Source organism: Vibrio sp. 10N.286.49.B3 (assembly GCF_002873395.1).
GTDB lineage: Bacteria > Pseudomonadota > Gammaproteobacteria > Enterobacterales > Vibrionaceae > Vibrio.
This window is the reverse complement of the sequence record NZ_MCUV01000032.1, coordinates 34,687-53,973: the sequence shown is the minus strand read 5'-3', so window position 1 is coordinate 53,973 and position 19,287 is coordinate 34,687. Positions and strand designations below refer to the sequence as shown.

The following is a 19,287-nucleotide window of genomic DNA, read 5'->3' as shown; positions in this document are numbered from 1 at the left end:
TATCATCTAAAGCTACGTCGCTAAGACCACTATCTTCGACATCTAATAGCTCATCCAGAAGCTCGGTACTGTTATCGTCGAGTTCTAGATTATCAAATGCTTGTTCATCAATAATTAAGCTATCAAGGCTACTATCTTCTGCCTCTAATAATTCATCCAGAAGCTCGGTACTATTATCATCTAACTCAAGATTATCAAGCGCTTGCTCATCAAGTTCTAAGCTAGTAAGGTCGCTATCTTCTTCAGCTAATAACTCATCAAGAAGTTCAGTACTGTTATCGTCTAGTTCGAGTTCGTTAGCACTCGTATCATCTAGGTTTAACAATGCCTCTTCAAATAGATCGTCCACTGTTGCTTCATCTTCAGCAACTTCAGCGGCATCGGTTGATTGATCGGTTAATTCAACATTGCTTGTACTATCGACACCTTCACTTTGTGCCTTCTCTTGCGCCACTTGAGCAAAAATAGCATCAATATCATCTTCAACTGCGCTATTTAAATTATCCGCTAACTCATAAACATCACTAACATCCAGATCTTCATCAAAAGCCTCTGGCTCTTCTTGCTCTATAGCTTTATCAACAGCACTTGGTTGCGCGTCAGGCTCTTGAGCACTCGCAAACAAATCATCCAGTAAAGATTGCTCTATCTCATCGGTTTCTAATGGATCATTGCCCTTAGTGTCAGAGAGTAATGCTTCAATCTCATCATTGGAAATTACATTATCCTCTGATAGTTCAAAGCCTACCAGGTTATCATTATTCGCTGAGGCATCATCTAAAGCTCGCTCCATTTCTTCAAGACCGAGCGCTTTATCATCACCTTTTACGCTGATCCCGCTGTTGCTTGACTCAATGTTATCAAACTCGCTATCTAACTCAGTGTCCAGTTCACCATCATCGCCGATACTTGCGAATAGATCGTCTTCATCGTCTAAATTAAAGTCGAGATCATCATCTAATCCAGCAAAGATATCATCCTCTTCCACCTCTGAATCAATCGGGTTTTCAACCAAATCATCAACTAATAACTCATCACCAAGTAAATCTTCATCTCCAGCAATATCATCAAGTGAAATCTCATCACCCAAAGACTCTTGTTCTTTAAAGAATTCGGCTGGAACTGCATTTACCGGCTCGGCAGAATTTTCCGACTCATCATTACGGTTACGGCGATTAAGAATCAACATACCAGCCAATGCAGCAAGTAAGCCAGGAATACAAGCCAACGCAGCAAGTAACCAATTATTACTTAATGCATTATCTAACGAACTTGGCTTTAAGCTTTCCATTTCTAATTGCTTATTACGCTCGATCTCGAGCTGCCTCTCCACTTCGGTTCGAATACGATCTTTATCGCTGATATCTTCTTTTAGTTGATCGACTTCTAACTGTACATTACTGAGTAGTAGTCGTAATTGATGGTTTTTCTCTTCCAGTGAAAGTAATTCAGATTGCGAACTCTTTAGCTCACTTTCTAACTTAATAACCTCACTTGAGTCAGGAGTACTCACTGCTACTGCTGGCTTTTGCTCAGTAACTACGGCTTTAGGCGCGGTAGTTGGTTTAGGCGCAACAGCGGCTTTCGGTGCGGGTGTTGGTTCAGGAGCAACCGGCTTTGGAACAGCCTGAGGTACAGGTGCTAGTTTAGGCGCGATTGGCGGAGCAACAGGAACTTGAGCAAGCTTTTTGGTATGCGCATCCATGATCTCAATAGCCGTTTCTGTCGTTCGACTTTGCACTTGAGAAAGCGAAGGAATTCTTAAATTACTATTTGGCAGAAGCTTATGTATGTTTTGATCTTCGAATGCTTGGGGGTTGAGTCGATAGATTGCCAATAGTGTCTGCTGTACAGAAACAGAAGGACTTGGACGCAGACGAGAAGAAATTGACCACAAAGTTTCCTGCGCCGTTGTTGGACCATAAAAACGGGATGGCTCACTATTCGCAGCACTGATGCCCTCTGGTGAGGTCACTGGTGTTTGAGACACACCATCAGGTCCAACAATACGAATATTTGTTGCGTAAGTAGTGGTTACCTGACTTGAGGCAATGAGTGTTAAAGACAGTAATAGACGCTTATAAATATGACGCATAAAAAACTCAGGTAAGTACTACGATTGGAATAAAGTAAAGATCTGTACAATATATAGGATAAAAGCACTAAAGCTATAGTCCTGAAGACAAAAAATGTGTAACGAATATCAAACTGAGCGACATTTTGCTGTGATTATGGAACAAGTAAACAATAAATAAAAAAAAGCCTCACTTATTTGTGAGGCTATCGAGCATGTTACATCGGTATTGGCTTAGAAGTAATCGCTTATCAATAACTCAGCAATTTGTACTGCGTTAGTTGCCGCGCCTTTACGTACGTTGTCAGCCACAACCCACATATTAATGCCGCTGTGATGGCTAATATCATTACGGATACGACCCACCATAACATGATCTTTACCACCAGCATCACGAACTTGTGTTGGGAAATCTAACTCTTGGAAGACTTCAATACCATCGGTTTCATTGAGCAGTTCGATCACTTGCTCTGCACCAATTGGCGCACAAGTTTCAATATGCAAAGATTCGGCATGACCATAGAATACCGGTACGCGAACACAAGTTGGGTTAATCGTAATTGAAGAGTCATTGAAGATTTTTTGTGTTTCCCACACCATCTTCATCTCTTCACGAGTGTAACCATTTTCAGTAAATTCATCGATCTGTGGAATACAGTTAAAAGCAATTTGCTGGCTAAATGCGTTTGTTTCAGCTGGCATACCATTTAGTAGCTTAGCCGTTTGACCCGCTAGCTCATCGATACCTGATTTACCAGCACCTGATACTGACTGATAAGTACACACGTTAACACGCTCAAGACCTACGGCATCATGGATCGGTTTTAATGCTGCAACCATTTGAATCGTAGAGCAGTTTGGGTTAGCAATAATATTACGGTTACGGAACTCTGCAATTGCTTCAGGGTTTACTTCTGGCACAACCAGTGGAATATCGTATTCGTAACGGAACTGTGAAGTATTATCAATAATAACCACACCTTCATCAGCAGCAATTGGAGCCCATCTTTCTGATGCTGCGCTACCTGCTGAGAACAATGCGATATGAACTTGAGACCAATCGAAATCTTCAACATTTTGTACTGCTAATGTTTTACCATTAAAACGGTATGTTTTACCTTCACTACGCTCACTCGCGAGTAAAAATAATGCGCCGACAGGAAATTTACGTTCAGCAAGTACCTCAAGGATAGTTTCGCCTACAGCACCTGTTGCGCCCAAAATAGCAATATTAAATTCTTGGCTCATTGTCTCTCTCATTTATCTATAGTTGGCTTAATGTTGAAGCCTAATTCAGCTAGGGGCTCTAAATTACAAGCCTGACTCCCAGCTAATTGAATTGCACTGTACTCTCTTCGATCCCAATATTGCTTGCGCATTTGGTCAAATGCGCCAGGTTTGGTGATCTCACGACGGAATAATGCATCGTCTTGGCGCACATCATAAATCAACTGAGTCAAATTGTGCAGTGTTGGTTGATCCCATTGTCGTTCTAATCTCACTGAAGGGATAGGTGCAACGGGTAATAAGTCACTAGCATGGGCTCGATTTGGCAGAGATAAGAACTCACAGTAGGAGTTAAATATCATTGTCGTACCACGTGCCTTACCTTCTAAACCATAGCCTGCGACATGCGGGGTTGCAAAAGATAATAGTGGTAATAACGTCATATCAACTTGTGGCTCAAACTCAAAAACATCTAAAGCTGCTAAAAAGCCATCGTGTTTTTGTAAACGTTGCTTCAGTGCTTGGTTGTCGACCACAGGACCACGTGCAGCGTTAATTAAGATTTGGTCACTGCGCAGTTGTGATAAAACGGCGCTATCGACTAAGTGGTGAGTGGCAAACTCACCCTCATGAGTGATTGGGGTGTGCAAACTAATAATATCAGCCTGAGTGAGTAATTCATCTAATGGCGTGAAATCTCGTTTATCTCCGGCAAGTTGCTTTGGTGGATCGTTCAGCAACACTTTAATGCCAATACCAGTCAAACATTTGGCAAGATAACTACCGACCTGCCCTGCGCCAACAATACCCACCGTTTTATCAAAAATTGAGAAGCCATTTTGTTGGGCAAGTACCATAATGATACTAAATACATACTCTGCGACACCGACTTTATTACAGCCAGGAGCAGCGGTAAAAAAGATCCCTTTTTCTTGCAATAACGCCTGGTCAACATGATCCATGCCTGCGGTGGCTGTACCGACAAATTTAAGCTTGTTGGCTTTGGCAATCAGATCGGCATTGACCTTTGTTACCGAGCGAATCATTAAACCATCAATATCGATTAAATCCTCTGCACTTAAGGTTCGACCTGGCTTTAAAATCACGTCACCTAACTGGCTAAAAAGTGCTTCGGCATAAGGCATGTTTTCATCAATTAATATTTTCATAAGCTCGGTACAAAGAGAAAAAAGAAGCGCTTATCTTACTATTAATCTCTCTCAAAGTAAGCAATACCAACCAAAGTAAACCAATGTTCAGATAGAAAAAAACCCGACAGTATAAACTGCCGGGTGAAAGTCCAGGACAAAAAGATATTACCTAGCTCTCCATCAGGTAAGACCCACTCTGTTTGATCAGCAATGCTAATCGGCTCTGGAATCTAGTGATCAACAAGCCAAATTTACAATCCTTTTTCTCGGCTTATTGACCTTATTCGCTCTAATTAAGCTTGGTACTTTTGAATCACCAATGTTGCGTTTGTACCACCAAAGCCAAAGCTATTAGACATGACCGTTGTCAAAGCTTGTTCACGATATTCAGTAACAATATCCAGACCTTCTGCCGCTTGGTCTAAATTAGAGATATTGATACTTGGCGCGATAAAGCTATTTTCAAGCATTAGCGTAGAGTAGATCGCTTCATGGACACCAGCAGCACCTAGCGCGTGACCTGTCATTGCTTTGGTTGCTGAAATTGCAGGGCTGTTGCCACCAAATACTTCTTGAATCGCACCAAGCTCTTTTACATCACCCACTGGCGTTGATGTACCATGAGTATTCACGTAGTCAACACCATCAACATTTTGCATTGCCATCTTCATACAACGAATCGCACCTTCACCCGATGGCGCAACCATGTCGTAGCCATCTGATGTCGCACCGTAACCGACGATTTCACCGTAGATTTTTGCCCCACGCGCTAATGCATGCTCTAATTCTTCGATAACCAGCATGCCGCCGCCGCCTGAAATAACAAAACCATCACGATCAGCATCGTAAGTGCGAGAAGCCATTTCTGGTGTTTCGTTGTATTTCGTTGATAGTGCGCCCATTGCATCAAACATCATGGTTAGCGACCAATCAAGCTCTTCACCACCACCAGCAAACACTACATCTTGCTTGCCAAGTTGAATCAATTCCATTGCGTGACCAATACAGTGCGCAGAAGTTGCACATGCAGAACTCATTGAGTAGTTCACGCCACGAATTTTAAACGGAGTTGCCAAACAAGCAGAAACCGTTGATGCCATAGTACGTGGAACCATGTATGGACCAACACGCTTCACGCCTTTTTCACGGATGATATCAACCGCATTCACTTGGTTTAGTGATGATGCACCACCTGAACCAGCAACAATACCTGTGCGGTCATTCGAAACTTGATCATCGGTTAAACCAGAATCAGCAATCGCCTGTTCCATAGAAAGGTAGGCAAAAGCCGCAGCGTCACCCATAAAGCGCATTTTTTTACGATCAATGTGCTCTGCTGGATTCATTTTCAAGTTGCCCCACACTTGCGAACGCAAACCGTGCTCTTTGAACTGCTCTGAAGCTGTGATACCCGATGTACCCGCTTTAAGAGACGCTAAAACTTCTTCGACGTTGTTACCGATACTTGAAACAATACCCATACCGGTGATTACGACTCGCTTCATGTGACCTTCCTATAATTCAAAATTCATTATGATGATAACGAAGAAGCATAACAAAAGTGGTCAGCTTTCCTAGACTTTCGTACAATCAACATCAACATATCGCCCTATATCACAAAAAACTGACATTATGACTGCAATTACCAACGCACAACTCGGCTGGAATGACGCTGGAACACCGGTTTCGGACCAATTTGATGATGTTTACTTCTCCAATACAAATGGCTTAGAAGAGACCCGTTACGTCTTTTTACAACAAAATCACCTACCGCAACGCTGGGAAACCTTTGATCAACGCCGCTTTGTTATTGGTGAAACGGGTTTTGGTACTGGGTTAAACTTTTTAGCTGTCTGGCAATGGTTTGATGCATTTCGCCAACAGAACCCAGATGCTCCTTTGCAAGAATTACACTTTATCAGCTTTGAAAAATTCCCGTTAAGCAAAGAAGATTTAATCAAAGCTCATGCAGCGTGGCCTGAACTGGCGCACTACACCAAACAACTACAAGCCCATTACCCGATTGCCGTTCCTGAGTGTCACCGTATTGTGCTAGCTGACGGTGCTATTACACTCGATCTTTGGTTTGGTGATATTAAAGATTGCATGCCTTTATTACCAACCAATGAAAATGGTCTAATTGATGCTTGGTTTTTAGATGGTTTTGCACCAAGTAAAAACCCTGAAATGTGGAATCAGGATCTATTTAATGGCATGGCTAGCTTGGCGAAAGATGCCTGTACCTGCGCCACGTTTACCGCAGCTGGTTTTGTTCGCCGAGGCTTAATCGATGCTGGCTTTGAAATGAAAAAAGTGAAAGGCTTTGGTATTAAGCGAGAAATGATCGCTGGTGTACTGCCTAAACGCAGCGCACCGAATAACACCAAACCATGGTTCGCACGCCGTGAGCCATTGCCTGCACATCACCAGAGTGAGCACCAAGACATCGCCATTATCGGTGGAGGTATTGCCAGTGCGACGTTGGCTAAATGTTTACATAGACGTGGGATTGTTCCGCATGTTTATTGCCAAGACAAAAAGGCTGCACAAGGCGCTTCTGGTAACCGACAAGGCGCGGTATATCCTCTGCTTAACCACACAAGAACAGGGGTTACACGAGTATTCTCACCAGGCTTTCTTTTTGCTCGTCAATTTGTTGATCAAATGGCACAACTGGCGATCCCTTTTGATCATGACTGGTGTGGTGTTACCCAACTCATGTGGGATGAAAAAGGCAGTAAGAAGTTACAAAACATTCTTGATGCTGAATTTAACCCTGAACTCATTCACGCCTTAACACCTGCACAAACGAACCAAGTCACTGGGCTAGCAATAGAGATGTCTGCGGCACTGTTTCCACTTGGTGGTTGGCTATGCCCTGCAGAGTTAACGCAAGGAATATTTGACCATTTAGCGTCTCAATCAAACGCAGAAATGCATTATGAACATCAAGTTACCGAATTAACGTGGTGTGACAATGAGCAACAATGGCAGCTAACCTTTGCCAACGGTAGCATCGCAAAACACAATACCGTTGTTGTGGCTAATGGTCATCAATTTGATCAGCTGTTGCCTACGAAAGACATCCCTCTGAGCAAAGTCAAAGGTCAAGTTAGCCACATCCCCACTACGGATACCTTGAGCAAACTGAATACTGTTCTTTGTTATGATGGTTACATGACGCCAGTTAATACCAATAACCAACACCACTGCATCGGGGCAAGTTACGATAAAGACAATATTGATCAACACTTTGATGCCAATGCTCAACAAGAGAATGGCGATAAGTTACGTCAATGCATACCTGAGCAAACCTGGCCAAATGATGTCGACACCAGTGGTCAACTGTCTCGTCAAGGCGTGCGAAGTGTAAGCCGCGATCATCTGCCTTTTGTTGGTAATGTGGGTATTTTCGAACAGATCAAAGCACAATATGCCGATCTGCATGGCAAACCTGAAGAAGAAGTCGCACCGGTCCCAAGTTACCCTAACCTCTACTGCTTCTTAGGATTAGGCTCTCGAGGGCTAAGCTCGGCACCACTGCTCGCTGAAGTGCTAGCTTCGCAGATATGCAATGACCCGATCCCATTACCCGTCGATGTGCTCGAAATGATTCACCCTAGTCGTATGTGGGTAAGACGTTTACGTAAAGGTAAGGCTCTGACTGAATAAATCGCTACGCTAAACCTAAAAAGGCGTATGACAATTATCGGTCATACGCCTTTTATAGCAATGATACTCAAAGAGTTAAGGTTATAAGTTGCCCGTTAACTCAATCCAAAGATCATGAACAATACTACGATCAGCTGGGGCTAATTCTGTTTTAGCATCATCTAAACTCTTTTCAATACGTGTTTTAACTTCCAATACATCACTAATGCCATCCTCTTCACAAGATGCCACAGAAAGAGAGATATGACCTCGTAAATAACCACCAGCAAATAACTCATCATCCGATGCAGACTCAATGCGTGCATCAATCATTTCTAGTAGCTTTTCTTCAAATTCAATAATCATTGTTATTCTCTATTTATTGGACTACAAACTGGGTCGCTTCCAGTGGTGGTGTTTGATAGAACTGTCGTAACGATTCTGATAACAGGCGTACCCGAGTTGGTAAGCCCTGCGCCAAAATCGCTAATACTTCTTGCTGTACTTTCTTCTTAAACGCTAAGCGATCTGGTTCAAAATCGCCTTGTAGATTGTCACAACTGACTGAAAAAGAAAATCCAGCACTGATAGCAAAAATCCACTCATAGGCTTGAGGGCGAAGTTCAACTTGCTCAAACGCTGCTTGGGCTGTCACTGAGCGTCCATCCGGGTGATACCAATAACCAAAGTCTTCTAATAATCGTCGCTCCGCACCTGCCACACACCAATGAGCAATTTCATGAAGCGCAGAAGCATAAAATCCACGAGCAAAGATGATGCGATGATAAACATGCTGTTCATCTGCTGGCAGATAAATAGGTTCGTCTCCTCCAAGCTCTAATTGAGTTTGATAAGCGTCTTGAAAGGTTTGATTAAAAATAGAAATAATATCTTGGTATTGGTGACTCATTAACGATCCTTTAGCCTAAAGGAAAGAAGAAATAAAAACTGATGCGCTTTAAATGCACATCAGTTTTAGCCACAACATCATTTTAATTGACAGGTCATTAGATCTTAGGCGTTTCCGTTGTTACACCAAAGTTTTGCCCACGATGACGCAGTAGGTGATCAAGCAATACAATCGCTAGCATCGCTTCAGCAATTGGCACAGCGCGAATACCGACACAAGGATCATGACGACCTTTAGTAATCAGTTGAGTCGCCTCACCACTGCGAGTAATGGTTTCACCTGGTACCGTAATGCTTGATGTTGGTTTTAACGCAATATTAGCGACGATATCTTGTCCAGTCGAAATACCACCTAAAATGCCACCTGCATGATTGCTCGTAAAACCGCTTGGCGTTAAAGGATCACGGTGTTCACTGCCCTTTTGGGCAACCACATCAAAACCATCCCCAATCTCAACACCTTTCACCGCATTAATACTCATTAAAGCATGAGCAATATCAGCATCTAAGCGATCAAAAATAGGCTCACCAAGGCCGACTGGCACTTGCGTAGCAACCACTTGAATCTTAGCACCAATAGAATCGCCATCTTTTTTCAAATCACGGATTAGCTGATCAAAAGCATCAACCTTGCCCGCATCTGGACAGAAAAAGGCATTGTTATCGATTTCATCCCAATCAACACTATCAATTGAGATATCACCCATTTGTGATAAGTAAGCACGAACTTCGACCCCAAACTCTTGCTTAAGGTATTTTTTCGCGATACCACCAGCCGCGACACGCATTGCGGTTTCACGTGCCGATGAACGACCACCACCACGGTAATCGCGCACACCATATTTTTGATGGTAAGTGTAATCAGCATGACCTGGGCGGAATTTGTCTTTAATTTCTGAATAATCTTTCGAACGTTGATCGGTATTCTCAATCAGCAGGCCAATAGATGTCCCCGTTGTTTGACCCTCAAATACGCCTGACAAAATTTTCACTTCATCTGGTTCACGACGCGCTGTTGTATAACGAGAAGTGCCTGGACGGCGACGGTCTAAGTCTTTTTGTAGATCTGATTCGGTAAGCTCTAATCCTGGAGGGCATCCATCAACGATACATCCTAGTGCGATACCGTGACTCTCTCCGAATGTTGTCACTCGAAAGTGTTGCCCGATACTGTTTCCTGCCATTTTATCCTCTTGAAAAGGGAGAGACCTAACTAGCCCATTCCCACTATTCGATAATTGTTCGTAGAATCATAGTCGCTTGTTAACGAAATGATGTAAAGCCTAAAGCGAGGATATTTTATAATCGTAAAGAATAAAGCGCCTGCCCTATCATCCACGCTGAAAAAAATATAAAAAAAACGCCAGCATTAATTAGCTGACGTTTTTATATTCATTAAGCGTAACGATTAATCTTTGTAGATAGAAAACTCGTCAGCAAACTCTAACATTTGCGCACGTGTAATCATAAATACGCCGTGACCACCGTTTGAGAACTCAATCCAAGTAAATGGCATATCTGGGTACTGTTCCATCATGTGTACCATTGAGTTACCCACTTCACAGATCAAAATACCATCATCCGTTAAGTAGTCTGGTGCATTGGCTAAAATGCGGCGAACCAACTTAAGACCATCACTACCTGCCGCTAAACCAAGTTCAGGTTCATGAGTAAACTCTTCTGGCAGGCTATCCATATCTTCTTGATCCACGTAAGGTGGATTAGATACGATAATGTTGTACTTTTCCTTTGGCAAATCACGGAACAAATCTGAACGAATTGGGAACACTTGCTGCTCCATACCGTGATCTTGTACGTTTTGCTCAGCAACTTGCAATGCATCAACAGAGATATCGATAGCATCGACTTCTGCTTCAGGGAATGCATGTGCACAAGCAATCGCAATACACGCACTACCGGTACATAAATCCATAATTCGTACTGGCTCTTCTACCAACCATGGTTGAAATTGTGCTTCAATCAGTTCACCAATTGGCGAACGTGGCACTAATACGCGCTCATCAACAAAGAACTCAAGGCCACAGAACCATGCTTTATTGGTCAAGTATGCCGTTGGAGTACGATCGTTAATACGACGAATAACACGTTCTACGATGCGTAAACGCTCACTGCTCGTTAGACGAGAGTTTAAAACATGATTCGGCACATCGATCGGTAGGTACAATGTTGGCAGGATTAATTGCACAGCTTCATCCCACGCATTATCCGTACCATGACCATAAAATAGACCTGCAGCATTAAAGCGGCTTACCGTCCAACGAACCATATCTTGAAGGGTGTGAAGTTCTGATACCGCTTCTTCTACAAAAATCTTATCCAAAATTGCCTCCGAAATCCGCTACAATACTGCCACAAATTTTTTCCACTTAAAAAATGGTAACTTGATGAACAAAAAAACCACCGATTTCGATGATGATTTCGCCTTATTCAAGGATGCAGTACAGGGCGTTAAAAAGTTGTCACAGGATACCATAGTCCAGCCTCCAAAAAGAAATCACAAACAAAAAGAAATTACTCGTACTGCTCGTGAAGCCAGTGATACCGAGTTTTACTTCTCTGATGAGTTTGTTCCAAACCTGACGGATGAAGGACCGATGCGTTATGCCCGCGATGGTGTTTCTAAATATGAAGTGAAGCGATTACGTCGTGGCGTTTATGTACCCGATGTTTATTTAGATATGCATGGGATGACACAACAAGAAGCCAAACGAGAACTTGGCGCTATGATTGCCCACTGTGTGAAAGAAGAGATTCATTGTGCAAGTGTCATGCACGGTATCGGCAAACACATTCTCAAGCAAAAAGTGCCATTATGGTTAGCGCAGCATCCCGATGTTATGGCATTTCACCAAGCACCACTGGAATTTGGCGGTAATGGTGCATTATTAGTATTACTGTCTATCCCAGAAAAGTAAGCATAAACGACGTGGCGATGGGGATTAACGATATGCCCTACCTACTCCACGTCATTTGCTCACACAGCGCTATCGATAAGCCGCTATAGTTTCCACACTAATTCACCCTGTTGAGTTTTAGGATCAAACTCAATGCAGACGATGCCAGACGTTGGGAACATTGGCGGTGCTAGATCAGGGACAAACTCAGCCGTTAAATAGCCGACAAGCGGCAGGTGTGAAACCAACAAAACCGTTTCAAGCTTTTCAACATCAACCAAAGCGCTGACATAATCAAACACCTGCTCTGATTGCCCATAAGGCGTAATATCCGAGCTTGTTTCCACACTCGTTGCTGAAAAGTGAGAGGTTATCTCTTGCCAAGTTTGCTGTGCTCGTAAGTAAGGACTAACTAAAACCTTATCAAACTGATTAAATCCTTTTTGGGCACATAAATTAGCAGCAGCAATCGAATCTGTTCGACCACGGTCAGTTAATGCTCTTTCTTCATCACTGGCGGCATACATTGTTGCTTCACCATGGCGCATTATGAATATCTTCATCTTCTACCCTACTATCAAACCGATTACATAGTCTCTTAATGAGTGTGGATACAATCCTATTTTTTGTCTAACCTCAAAATAGCAACTATCCTTAGTAAACCATCAAAAATGGAATCACTTATACATTAATCGCCTAAAAATATCTTTCTTTTCTGTGTAAATTAAAATATTTTAAATAAGTATATCAACAATATGCAGTAAGTCTTAGACCTTGTTCATAAACTACTAAGATATATAAACAACAATAAAAATTAATGACACCACTCACCTTTGAGTATTGAGCTTCCCTTTTGTAGCTCAGACATTCATGTCCAATTTGGAGAAACCTTGTGCACTTAAGTCCCAATGATACCAACCAATATCGCTACCTAACCTTGTCTAATGACTTAAGAGTACTACTAATTAACGACAGTAACGCTCAAAAATCGGCAGCAGCAATGGCGGTAAATGTCGGTCACTTTGACGATCCGATTGATCGCGAAGGGCTTGCCCACTATCTTGAGCACATGTTATTTCTTGGTACCGAAAAATACCCTAAAGTTGGCGGTTTTCAACAGTTCATTAATCAACACGGTGGTAGCAATAACGCTTGGACCGGTACTGAGCATACCTGCTTTTTCTTTGATATATCACCCAATGCTTTCGATGCAGCACTGGATCGTTTTAGCCAATTTTTCACTGCCCCATTATTTAACGAAGAAGCGTTAGACAAAGAAAGGCAAGCTGTTGATTCTGAATACAAAATGAAAATAAATGATGACTCACGTCGTTTATATCAAGTGCATAAAGAGATCATTAACCCCAACCACCCTTTTAGCCAATTTTCAGTCGGTAACATAGAGACACTTGCCGATCGCAATGGGCAAAGTATCCGCCAAGAAGTGCTCGATTTTTATAACCAGCAATACTCAGCCGATTTAATGACGCTGACGATTGTTAGTGCTGCTGATCTTAATACTATGCAAGCTTGGGTAGAGGACTATTTTTCTCATATCCCCAATAATCATAAACAAGGTAAAACAATCGATAGCGAGTTTGTACTACCTGAGCATCTTGGTTTACAAATTAATGTTGAACCCGTGAAAGATATTCGCCGTTTGATCATTGCCTTTCCAATGCCAAGTCAGGCTCACTTATATAAAAACAAACCTTTATCCTATTTTGCCCACCTGCTTGGTTATGAAGGTGAAGGCAGTTTAATGATGCAGTTAAAGGAGAAAGGTTGGATTACCTCTCTTTCTGCTGGCGGTGGTGCAAGTGGTAGTAATTATCGTGAATTTACAATAAGTTGCAGCCTTACCGAAGCGGGCGTTGATCATGCTGATTATATCGTTCAGGCTGTTTTCCAATATATCAAATTGATCCAAAAGGATGGACTGGATGAATGGCGCTACCTTGAAAAGCAAGCGGTATTAGAATCAGCCTTTCGCTTCCAAGAGCCGACAAGACCATTAGAGTTAGCGAATCATCTTGTTTTAAACATGCAGTATTATCATCCAAATGATGTCATTTACGCTGACTACATGATGCTGGGTCATGAACCTAAACAGATGCAAGATGTTTTAAGCTACCTACATAGTGATAATTTAAAACTAACGCTCGTCGCCAAAGAACTTCATTACGATCGCCAAGCAAAATGGTATTTTACGCCTTATTCATCACAAGCATTTACCGCACAGCAAAAGCAGATATTTAATACCAGTGACACCCGTTGGTCATTTAAGCTGCCCGAGCCAAACCCATTTATTTGCTATAACTTAGATCCTGCACCACTTGAAGGCGACTCAACAACACCAAACTTGCTAGAAGAGATTGACGGATTTAACTTATGGCATTTACAAGATCACGAGTTCCGAGTACCAAAAGGGGTGGTCTATATTGCCATTGATAGTCCCCACTCTGTCTCAACCCCGCGCAATGTGGTCAAAACTCGCCTGTGTGTAGAGATGTTTCTCGACTCTTTAGCCAAAGAAACCTACCAAGCTGAAATCGCAGGCATGGGATACAACATGTATGCACATCAAGGCGGTGTAACTCTTACGTTATCTGGGTTTAGTCAGAAGCAATCTCAATTACTAAACATGATTTTAAGCCGCTTTTCCTCACGTGATTTTGACCCTAGTCGCTTTGAAACCATTAAGCAGCAATTGCTACGTAACTGGAAAAATGCTCAGCAAGATCGTCCTATTTCACAACTATTTAATGCCATGACCGGGTTACTCCAACCGAACAACCCTCCTTATGCCGTTTTATATGAAGCATTGGAGAGTATCCAAGTTGATGAACTTTCAGAGTTTGTTCACGCTATTTTAGCTGAGTTGCACGTTGATATGTTTGTCTATGGTGATTGGACCCAGCAACAAGCACACAGTATTGCGACCACATTAAAAGATGCTTTGCGAGCTCAAAACCAAACCTATGAAGAGACGCTACGACCTTTAGTTATGCTGGGGGAAAATGGCTCTTTTCAGCGCGAGGTTGATTGTGATCAAGATGATTCTGCTGTTGTTGTCTACTACCAGTGCGATGATATTCTGCCACACAGTATTGCTTTATATTCATTAGCTAACCACTTGATGTCAGCCACATTCTTCCATGAGATACGTACCAAGCAACAACTAGGCTATATGGTGGGGACTGGTAATATGCCACTGAATCGCCACCCTGGCATAGTGCTTTATGTACAATCTCCCAACGCTGCACCTGCTGATCTTATTAGCTCAATAGACGAGTTTTTAAATGCTTTCTATATGATATTGCTCGAGTTAACAGAAGATGAGTGGCAAAACAGTAAAGTCGGTCTTATCAATCAGATATCGACACCTGATAGCACACTACGAGGTCGAGCACAGCGCCTATGGGTTGCGATTGGTAATAAAGATGAAGAGTTCAATCAACGAGAGTTAGTCTTAAAGCAATTAGAAGCGCTCACCCCTAGTGATATGCTACGTTTTGTGGTTAACGAATTAAAACCACGCACAGCCAATCGATTAATTATGCATACTCATGGCAATGTACATCATGAAGAGGAACGCTTTAGCGCGGGTATAGAGATTGGATCTATCGATGAGTTCCAACTGCGTCCAACCGACAATAGTATGGGTTAATCATAAACTGCATCTTTAATCCGTTCATTCACTCTAAACAGCGAATAATACCGACATAAAAACCAGAGCAGCCTTCTGCTCTGGTTTTTTATTGACCTAAAGATGAATAAAAAACCAACTAATTGCATTTGTATGTGAAATTAATGCATTTAAATGCAACTTTTAATTGCGCACAAATTTTTTCACTATATACTTAGCCTCATTGCAACATTATTCACTTTTAATAGATTTAAAATCATCTAGGGAGCTGTCAGATGAATGAGACCGTACTAAAACAACCGCAAAGCAGCAAAAAAAATACGCTGATGTTTGTTATTCCATCTTTACTGGGTTTGATCTTTTTCCTAGCCCCGTTAACGATTGATGGTAATTTTACTTTCCCATTAGCACTACTGGCTAAATCGCTTCAATCACTGTTAGGTGCCGCAATCCTACCTATCGTATCAATGGTTATCGGCTTAGCTGCGGTTGGTTCACTGGTAGCAAGTGTTGCCAAGCCAGCATTTATCACCAAATCACCACTGCTTACACGTCTTTTTTGCCTAACACCGACCTGGTTAGTTATCCGTATTCTTGGTGCTGTTTTTACTTTATTAGCACTTTATCAAGTAGGACCTGAAGCGATTTGGAGTGGTGATACTGGCGGCTTGGTATTGCATGATCTTCTGCCTTCTCTTTTTGTTACTTTTATCTTTGCTGGTTTATTATTACCGCTATTGCTTAACTTTGGTTTATTAGAGTTACTTGGCACTTTACTGAGTAAATTTATGCGTCCTGTTTTCAGACTGCCAGGCAGAGCGGCAATTGACTGTATGTCATCTTGGTTAGGCGACGGTACGGTAGGTGTTATTTTAACCAGTAAGCAATACGAAGAGAAAAAGTATACGGCAAGAGAAGCATCGGTTGTGGCGACTATGTTCTCACCCGTTGGTATTTCATTCTCACTGGTTATTTTGACTCAGGTTGGCTTACAAAATTTCTTTGTTCCATTTTATGCCACAATTTGTATCTCAGGTGTTGTTGCTGCCATGCTAATTCAGTTTTTACCACCACTGTCTTACAAAAAAGATTGCTACATTGATGGTTCATTACCAGATAAAAATGATGAACTTGTACCTGCAGGTCACTCTGCAATGAGCTTTGGTTTAGAACTCGCGTTAGAAAGAGCGAGCAAAGTAAAGAGCCTACGTTCTGTGGCAAAAGAAGGCGTGCATAATGCTTTAGATATGGTAATTGGTGTGCTTCCTGTAGTTATGGCAATTGGTACTTTAGGTCTTGTTGTTGCTGAAAAAACACCACTATTTTCTATTCTAGGTATGCCTTTTGTTCCTCTACTAGAACTTCTAAATATTGTCGAGGCACAGGCAGCAGCGCAAACTATACTGGTTGGTTTTACCGACATGTATGTTCCTTCAATCATTGCAGCTTCAACGATTGATTCAGACATGACAAAGTTTGTGATTGCGGCGCTATCGGTAACTCAGCTTATCTTTATGTCTGAAACCGGCTCTGTAATTTTAAGCAGTAAGATCCCAGTTAACTTCTTAGAGCTGATGGCAATTTTCTTACTACGTACTCTAATTACATTACCAATTATTGCCCTTGTAGCTCATCTGATTTTTTAATCGCTAAGTACTGATAAAGCTTTTTGATAACAACAGCTTTTTGATAAAAATAGCGCTTTGAGAGCAGCTACCTATCGATAATAAATAACAAAGAACCCCGCGCCATTGCTCCATGTCGTGGGGTTCTTTTTATCTGTTGCTTTCTTTTATCTACTGCTCAAAAAGGTGATTAATAGCCCTTCCAAGGTACGAGTTTTTTCTCTGCATAGCGCATAAGCAAATCGAACAAGTAAGCAATCACACCGATAATAATGATCCCAGCGAAGACTAAATCAGTCACTAAAAACTCTGCAGCATTAAGAACCATGTAGCCAATACCCGCCTCAGCAGCAACCATTTCACTTGCTACCAGCGTTGTCCAACCAAAGCCAATACCAATACGTAAGCCAGTCAGAATTTCAGGCAACGCATTTTTAATCACAACATGGTAAAGCACCTGAGCCTTGCTAGCACCCATCGAGTAAGCCGCTTGAATCTGTTCACTTTTTACTGCTGATACCCCAGCTCTGGCACTTAATACAATCGGTGCAAACATGGCTAAAAAGATCAGCGTGATTTTACTGGTCTCATCAATACCAAGCCAAATGATCACCAAAGGTAAGTAAGCTAATGGTGGTAGTGGACGGTAAAATTCAATGATTGGGTCAAAAAATCCTCTTACCCAAACATTGGTACCGATTAAGATACCCACAGGAATTGCCGTTAATGCAGCTAAAATGAAGGCACCAAATACACGCGTTAAACTGGCTGATAGATGCTGTGAAAGTGAAGCTCCAGCAAAACCATTCGCCGCTAAATCAAGAAAACGTTCAAAGACAGCCAAAGGTGAAGGTAAAAAGAGTGGCTTAACCCATCCCGCTTCGGTCACAACAGCCCAAATACTAATAAGTAGAATCACAGTCATAACGGAAACAATTTTCGAGTTCCCTTGCCCCGGTTGACCATAGTAGTCAGGCGTTGATTCGGTATGGGCTTTAAAACGTTTTAGAAGACGAGGAATAAGGGGAATTTGATTCTCATCTTGAACCGCTTCTCGGCTATGTTTTTCTCTTGAAGGGCTGTCGACCGACTCAAGAATCACCTCTTTTGGTACACTTGACTCTTGCGATTGTAATGTTGATTGAATACTCATTATACAGCCTCCACAACTTCATCTTGATGAATTATTGATAGTATCTTTTCACGCATCTCAATAAAATCAGGCATAGATTTCACTTTCCTTGCATCTCGACACTCTAAAAAGCGTCGATTAAAATCTAAATTAAAACTGTGTGTTATACGACCAGGACGTGGTGACATCACGATAAGTCTTGAAGCCATAAAGAGCGCTTCTTCAACACTGTGAGTGATAAAAAACATCATCTTGTTGGTCTCTTGCCATGCATCAAGCAACAACTCTTGCAAGGTCTCACGCGTTAAGGCATCTAAAGCACCTAACGGTTCATCAAGCAATAAAATACTGGGATCATTGGTTAAAGCGCGGGCAATTCCCACACGTTGCTGCATCCCACCAGACAATTGGTAAACCTTATGCTGATGAAAATCTTTAAGACCGACAAGTTCTAAATATTTTGCTGCTCTTTCTAAGCGAACGGATTCCGAAACGCCCTGCAACTTTAAGCCAAAAGCTGTATTTTCAATCACATCCATCCATGGAAAAAGTGCGTGCTTTTGAAACACCACTCCACGTTCAGCTCCTGGTCCAACAATTTCATCACCAATGTCACGTCCCATCGTTACTCGAGGAAAGCCTTCCACACCCGATGAGCCTAAAGTAAGGTAGCCTTCTGTTGGCTGAGTAAAACCTGCCATCAGATTCAGCAGTGTCGTTTTACCACACCCTGAAGCACCCAATGCAACAACAAGATCACCTTGCTCAATGGTTAAGTTAACCCCTGACAGTGCCGTTACTGGCTCGCCACCCTGCTGATCTTTATAAACGACCGATACATCATGTATCTGCAATGTTTTTGATTTACTCATAAATAACCTCCATCCTTAGTCAACGATGCGACATCCTTGTTACTTTACTGTGATGACAAGCCCAGATTACGTAACTGCTACG

At 42.1% G+C, this 19,287-nt stretch carries 15 protein-coding genes; 4 read left to right on the top strand and 11 right to left on the bottom strand.

Annotation, left to right across the window (positions count from 1 at the left end):
• The 4 genes from BCU68_RS11635 to fabB all read right to left on the bottom strand — a co-directional run.
• Nucleotides 1–2,095: FimV/HubP family polar landmark protein (locus BCU68_RS11635; protein ID WP_277868782.1), on the bottom strand; the 2,095-nt coding region annotated here is incomplete at its 3' end.
• A gap of 213 nt (nucleotides 2,096–2,308) precedes the next feature.
• A complete protein-coding gene (locus tag BCU68_RS11630) occupies nucleotides 2,309–3,322 on the bottom strand; it encodes an aspartate-semialdehyde dehydrogenase (RefSeq protein ID WP_102564908.1) in 1,014 nt (337 codons plus the stop codon).
• 8 nt (nucleotides 3,323–3,330) lie between these two features.
• The gene (locus BCU68_RS11625; RefSeq protein WP_102564907.1) at nucleotides 3,331–4,470 is read right to left on the bottom strand and encodes a 4-phosphoerythronate dehydrogenase; all 1,140 of its coding nucleotides are present in this window, start codon (nucleotides 4,468–4,470) and stop codon (nucleotides 3,331–3,333) included.
• 275 nt (nucleotides 4,471–4,745) lie between these two features.
• Nucleotides 4,746–5,957 carry a beta-ketoacyl-ACP synthase I gene (gene fabB / locus BCU68_RS11620; protein WP_102564906.1) on the bottom strand — a complete coding sequence of 404 codons (1,212 nt, stop codon included), beginning with the start codon at nucleotides 5,955–5,957 and terminating at the stop codon, nucleotides 4,746–4,748.
• 127 nt (nucleotides 5,958–6,084) lie between these two features.
• Between fabB and mnmC the strand changes: the two genes are divergently transcribed.
• On the top strand, nucleotides 6,085–8,124 hold the full coding sequence (gene mnmC, locus BCU68_RS11615; protein WP_102564905.1) for a bifunctional tRNA (5-methylaminomethyl-2-thiouridine)(34)-methyltransferase MnmD/FAD-dependent 5-carboxymethylaminomethyl-2-thiouridine(34) oxidoreductase MnmC: 2,040 nt from the start codon (nucleotides 6,085–6,087) through the stop codon (nucleotides 8,122–8,124).
• Nucleotides 8,125–8,205: 81 nt separating this feature from the next.
• Here mnmC and BCU68_RS11610 read toward each other — a convergent pair whose 3' ends face one another.
• From BCU68_RS11610 to prmB, 4 genes are all read right to left on the bottom strand, one after another.
• Nucleotides 8,206–8,469 (bottom strand): YfcL family protein, encoded by a 264-nt coding sequence (locus tag BCU68_RS11610; RefSeq protein ID WP_102564904.1) that lies wholly within the window; start codon nucleotides 8,467–8,469, stop codon nucleotides 8,206–8,208.
• Between the two features lie 13 nt (nucleotides 8,470–8,482).
• Nucleotides 8,483–9,013 (bottom strand): elongation factor P hydroxylase, encoded by a 531-nt coding sequence (locus BCU68_RS11605; protein ID WP_102564903.1) that lies wholly within the window; start codon nucleotides 9,011–9,013, stop codon nucleotides 8,483–8,485.
• Nucleotides 9,014–9,110: 97 nt separating this feature from the next.
• The gene (aroC, locus tag BCU68_RS11600) at nucleotides 9,111–10,196 is read right to left on the bottom strand and encodes a chorismate synthase (RefSeq protein WP_102564902.1); all 1,086 of its coding nucleotides are present in this window, start codon (nucleotides 10,194–10,196) and stop codon (nucleotides 9,111–9,113) included.
• 224 nt (nucleotides 10,197–10,420) lie between these two features.
• Complete coding sequence (prmB, locus tag BCU68_RS11595) at nucleotides 10,421–11,353, bottom strand: 50S ribosomal protein L3 N(5)-glutamine methyltransferase (protein WP_102564901.1); 933 nt, start codon at nucleotides 11,351–11,353, stop codon at nucleotides 10,421–10,423.
• Between the two features lie 64 nt (nucleotides 11,354–11,417).
• Between prmB and smrB the strand changes: the two genes are divergently transcribed.
• Nucleotides 11,418–11,948: an endonuclease SmrB gene (gene smrB / locus BCU68_RS11590; RefSeq protein WP_102564900.1), complete on the top strand. Its 531-nt coding sequence runs from the start codon at nucleotides 11,418–11,420 to the stop codon at nucleotides 11,946–11,948.
• Nucleotides 11,949–12,031: 83 nt separating this feature from the next.
• Here smrB and sixA read toward each other — a convergent pair whose 3' ends face one another.
• On the bottom strand, nucleotides 12,032–12,490 hold the full coding sequence (gene sixA / locus BCU68_RS11585; RefSeq protein WP_102564899.1) for a phosphohistidine phosphatase SixA: 459 nt from the start codon (nucleotides 12,488–12,490) through the stop codon (nucleotides 12,032–12,034).
• 329 nt (nucleotides 12,491–12,819) lie between these two features.
• Between sixA and BCU68_RS11580 the strand changes: the two genes are divergently transcribed.
• Nucleotides 12,820–15,597 (top strand): insulinase family protein, encoded by a 2,778-nt coding sequence (locus tag BCU68_RS11580; protein WP_102564898.1) that lies wholly within the window; start codon nucleotides 12,820–12,822, stop codon nucleotides 15,595–15,597.
• Nucleotides 15,598–15,851: 254 nt separating this feature from the next.
• A complete protein-coding gene (locus BCU68_RS11575; protein ID WP_102564897.1) occupies nucleotides 15,852–17,222 on the top strand; it encodes a YjiH family protein in 1,371 nt (456 codons plus the stop codon).
• 169 nt (nucleotides 17,223–17,391) lie between these two features.
• Here BCU68_RS11575 and BCU68_RS11570 read toward each other — a convergent pair whose 3' ends face one another.
• Together BCU68_RS11570 and BCU68_RS11565 are read right to left on the bottom strand one after the other, a co-directional pair.
• A complete protein-coding gene (locus tag BCU68_RS11570) occupies nucleotides 17,392–18,354 on the bottom strand; it encodes an ABC transporter permease subunit (protein ID WP_241901364.1) in 963 nt (320 codons plus the stop codon).
• Nucleotides 18,354–19,205 carry a taurine ABC transporter ATP-binding protein gene (locus BCU68_RS11565; protein ID WP_102564896.1) on the bottom strand — a complete coding sequence of 284 codons (852 nt, stop codon included), beginning with the start codon at nucleotides 19,203–19,205 and terminating at the stop codon, nucleotides 18,354–18,356. Before BCU68_RS11565 ends, BCU68_RS11570 begins: the two co-directional genes overlap by 1 nt.
• Nucleotides 19,206–19,287 lie beyond the last annotated feature (82 nt).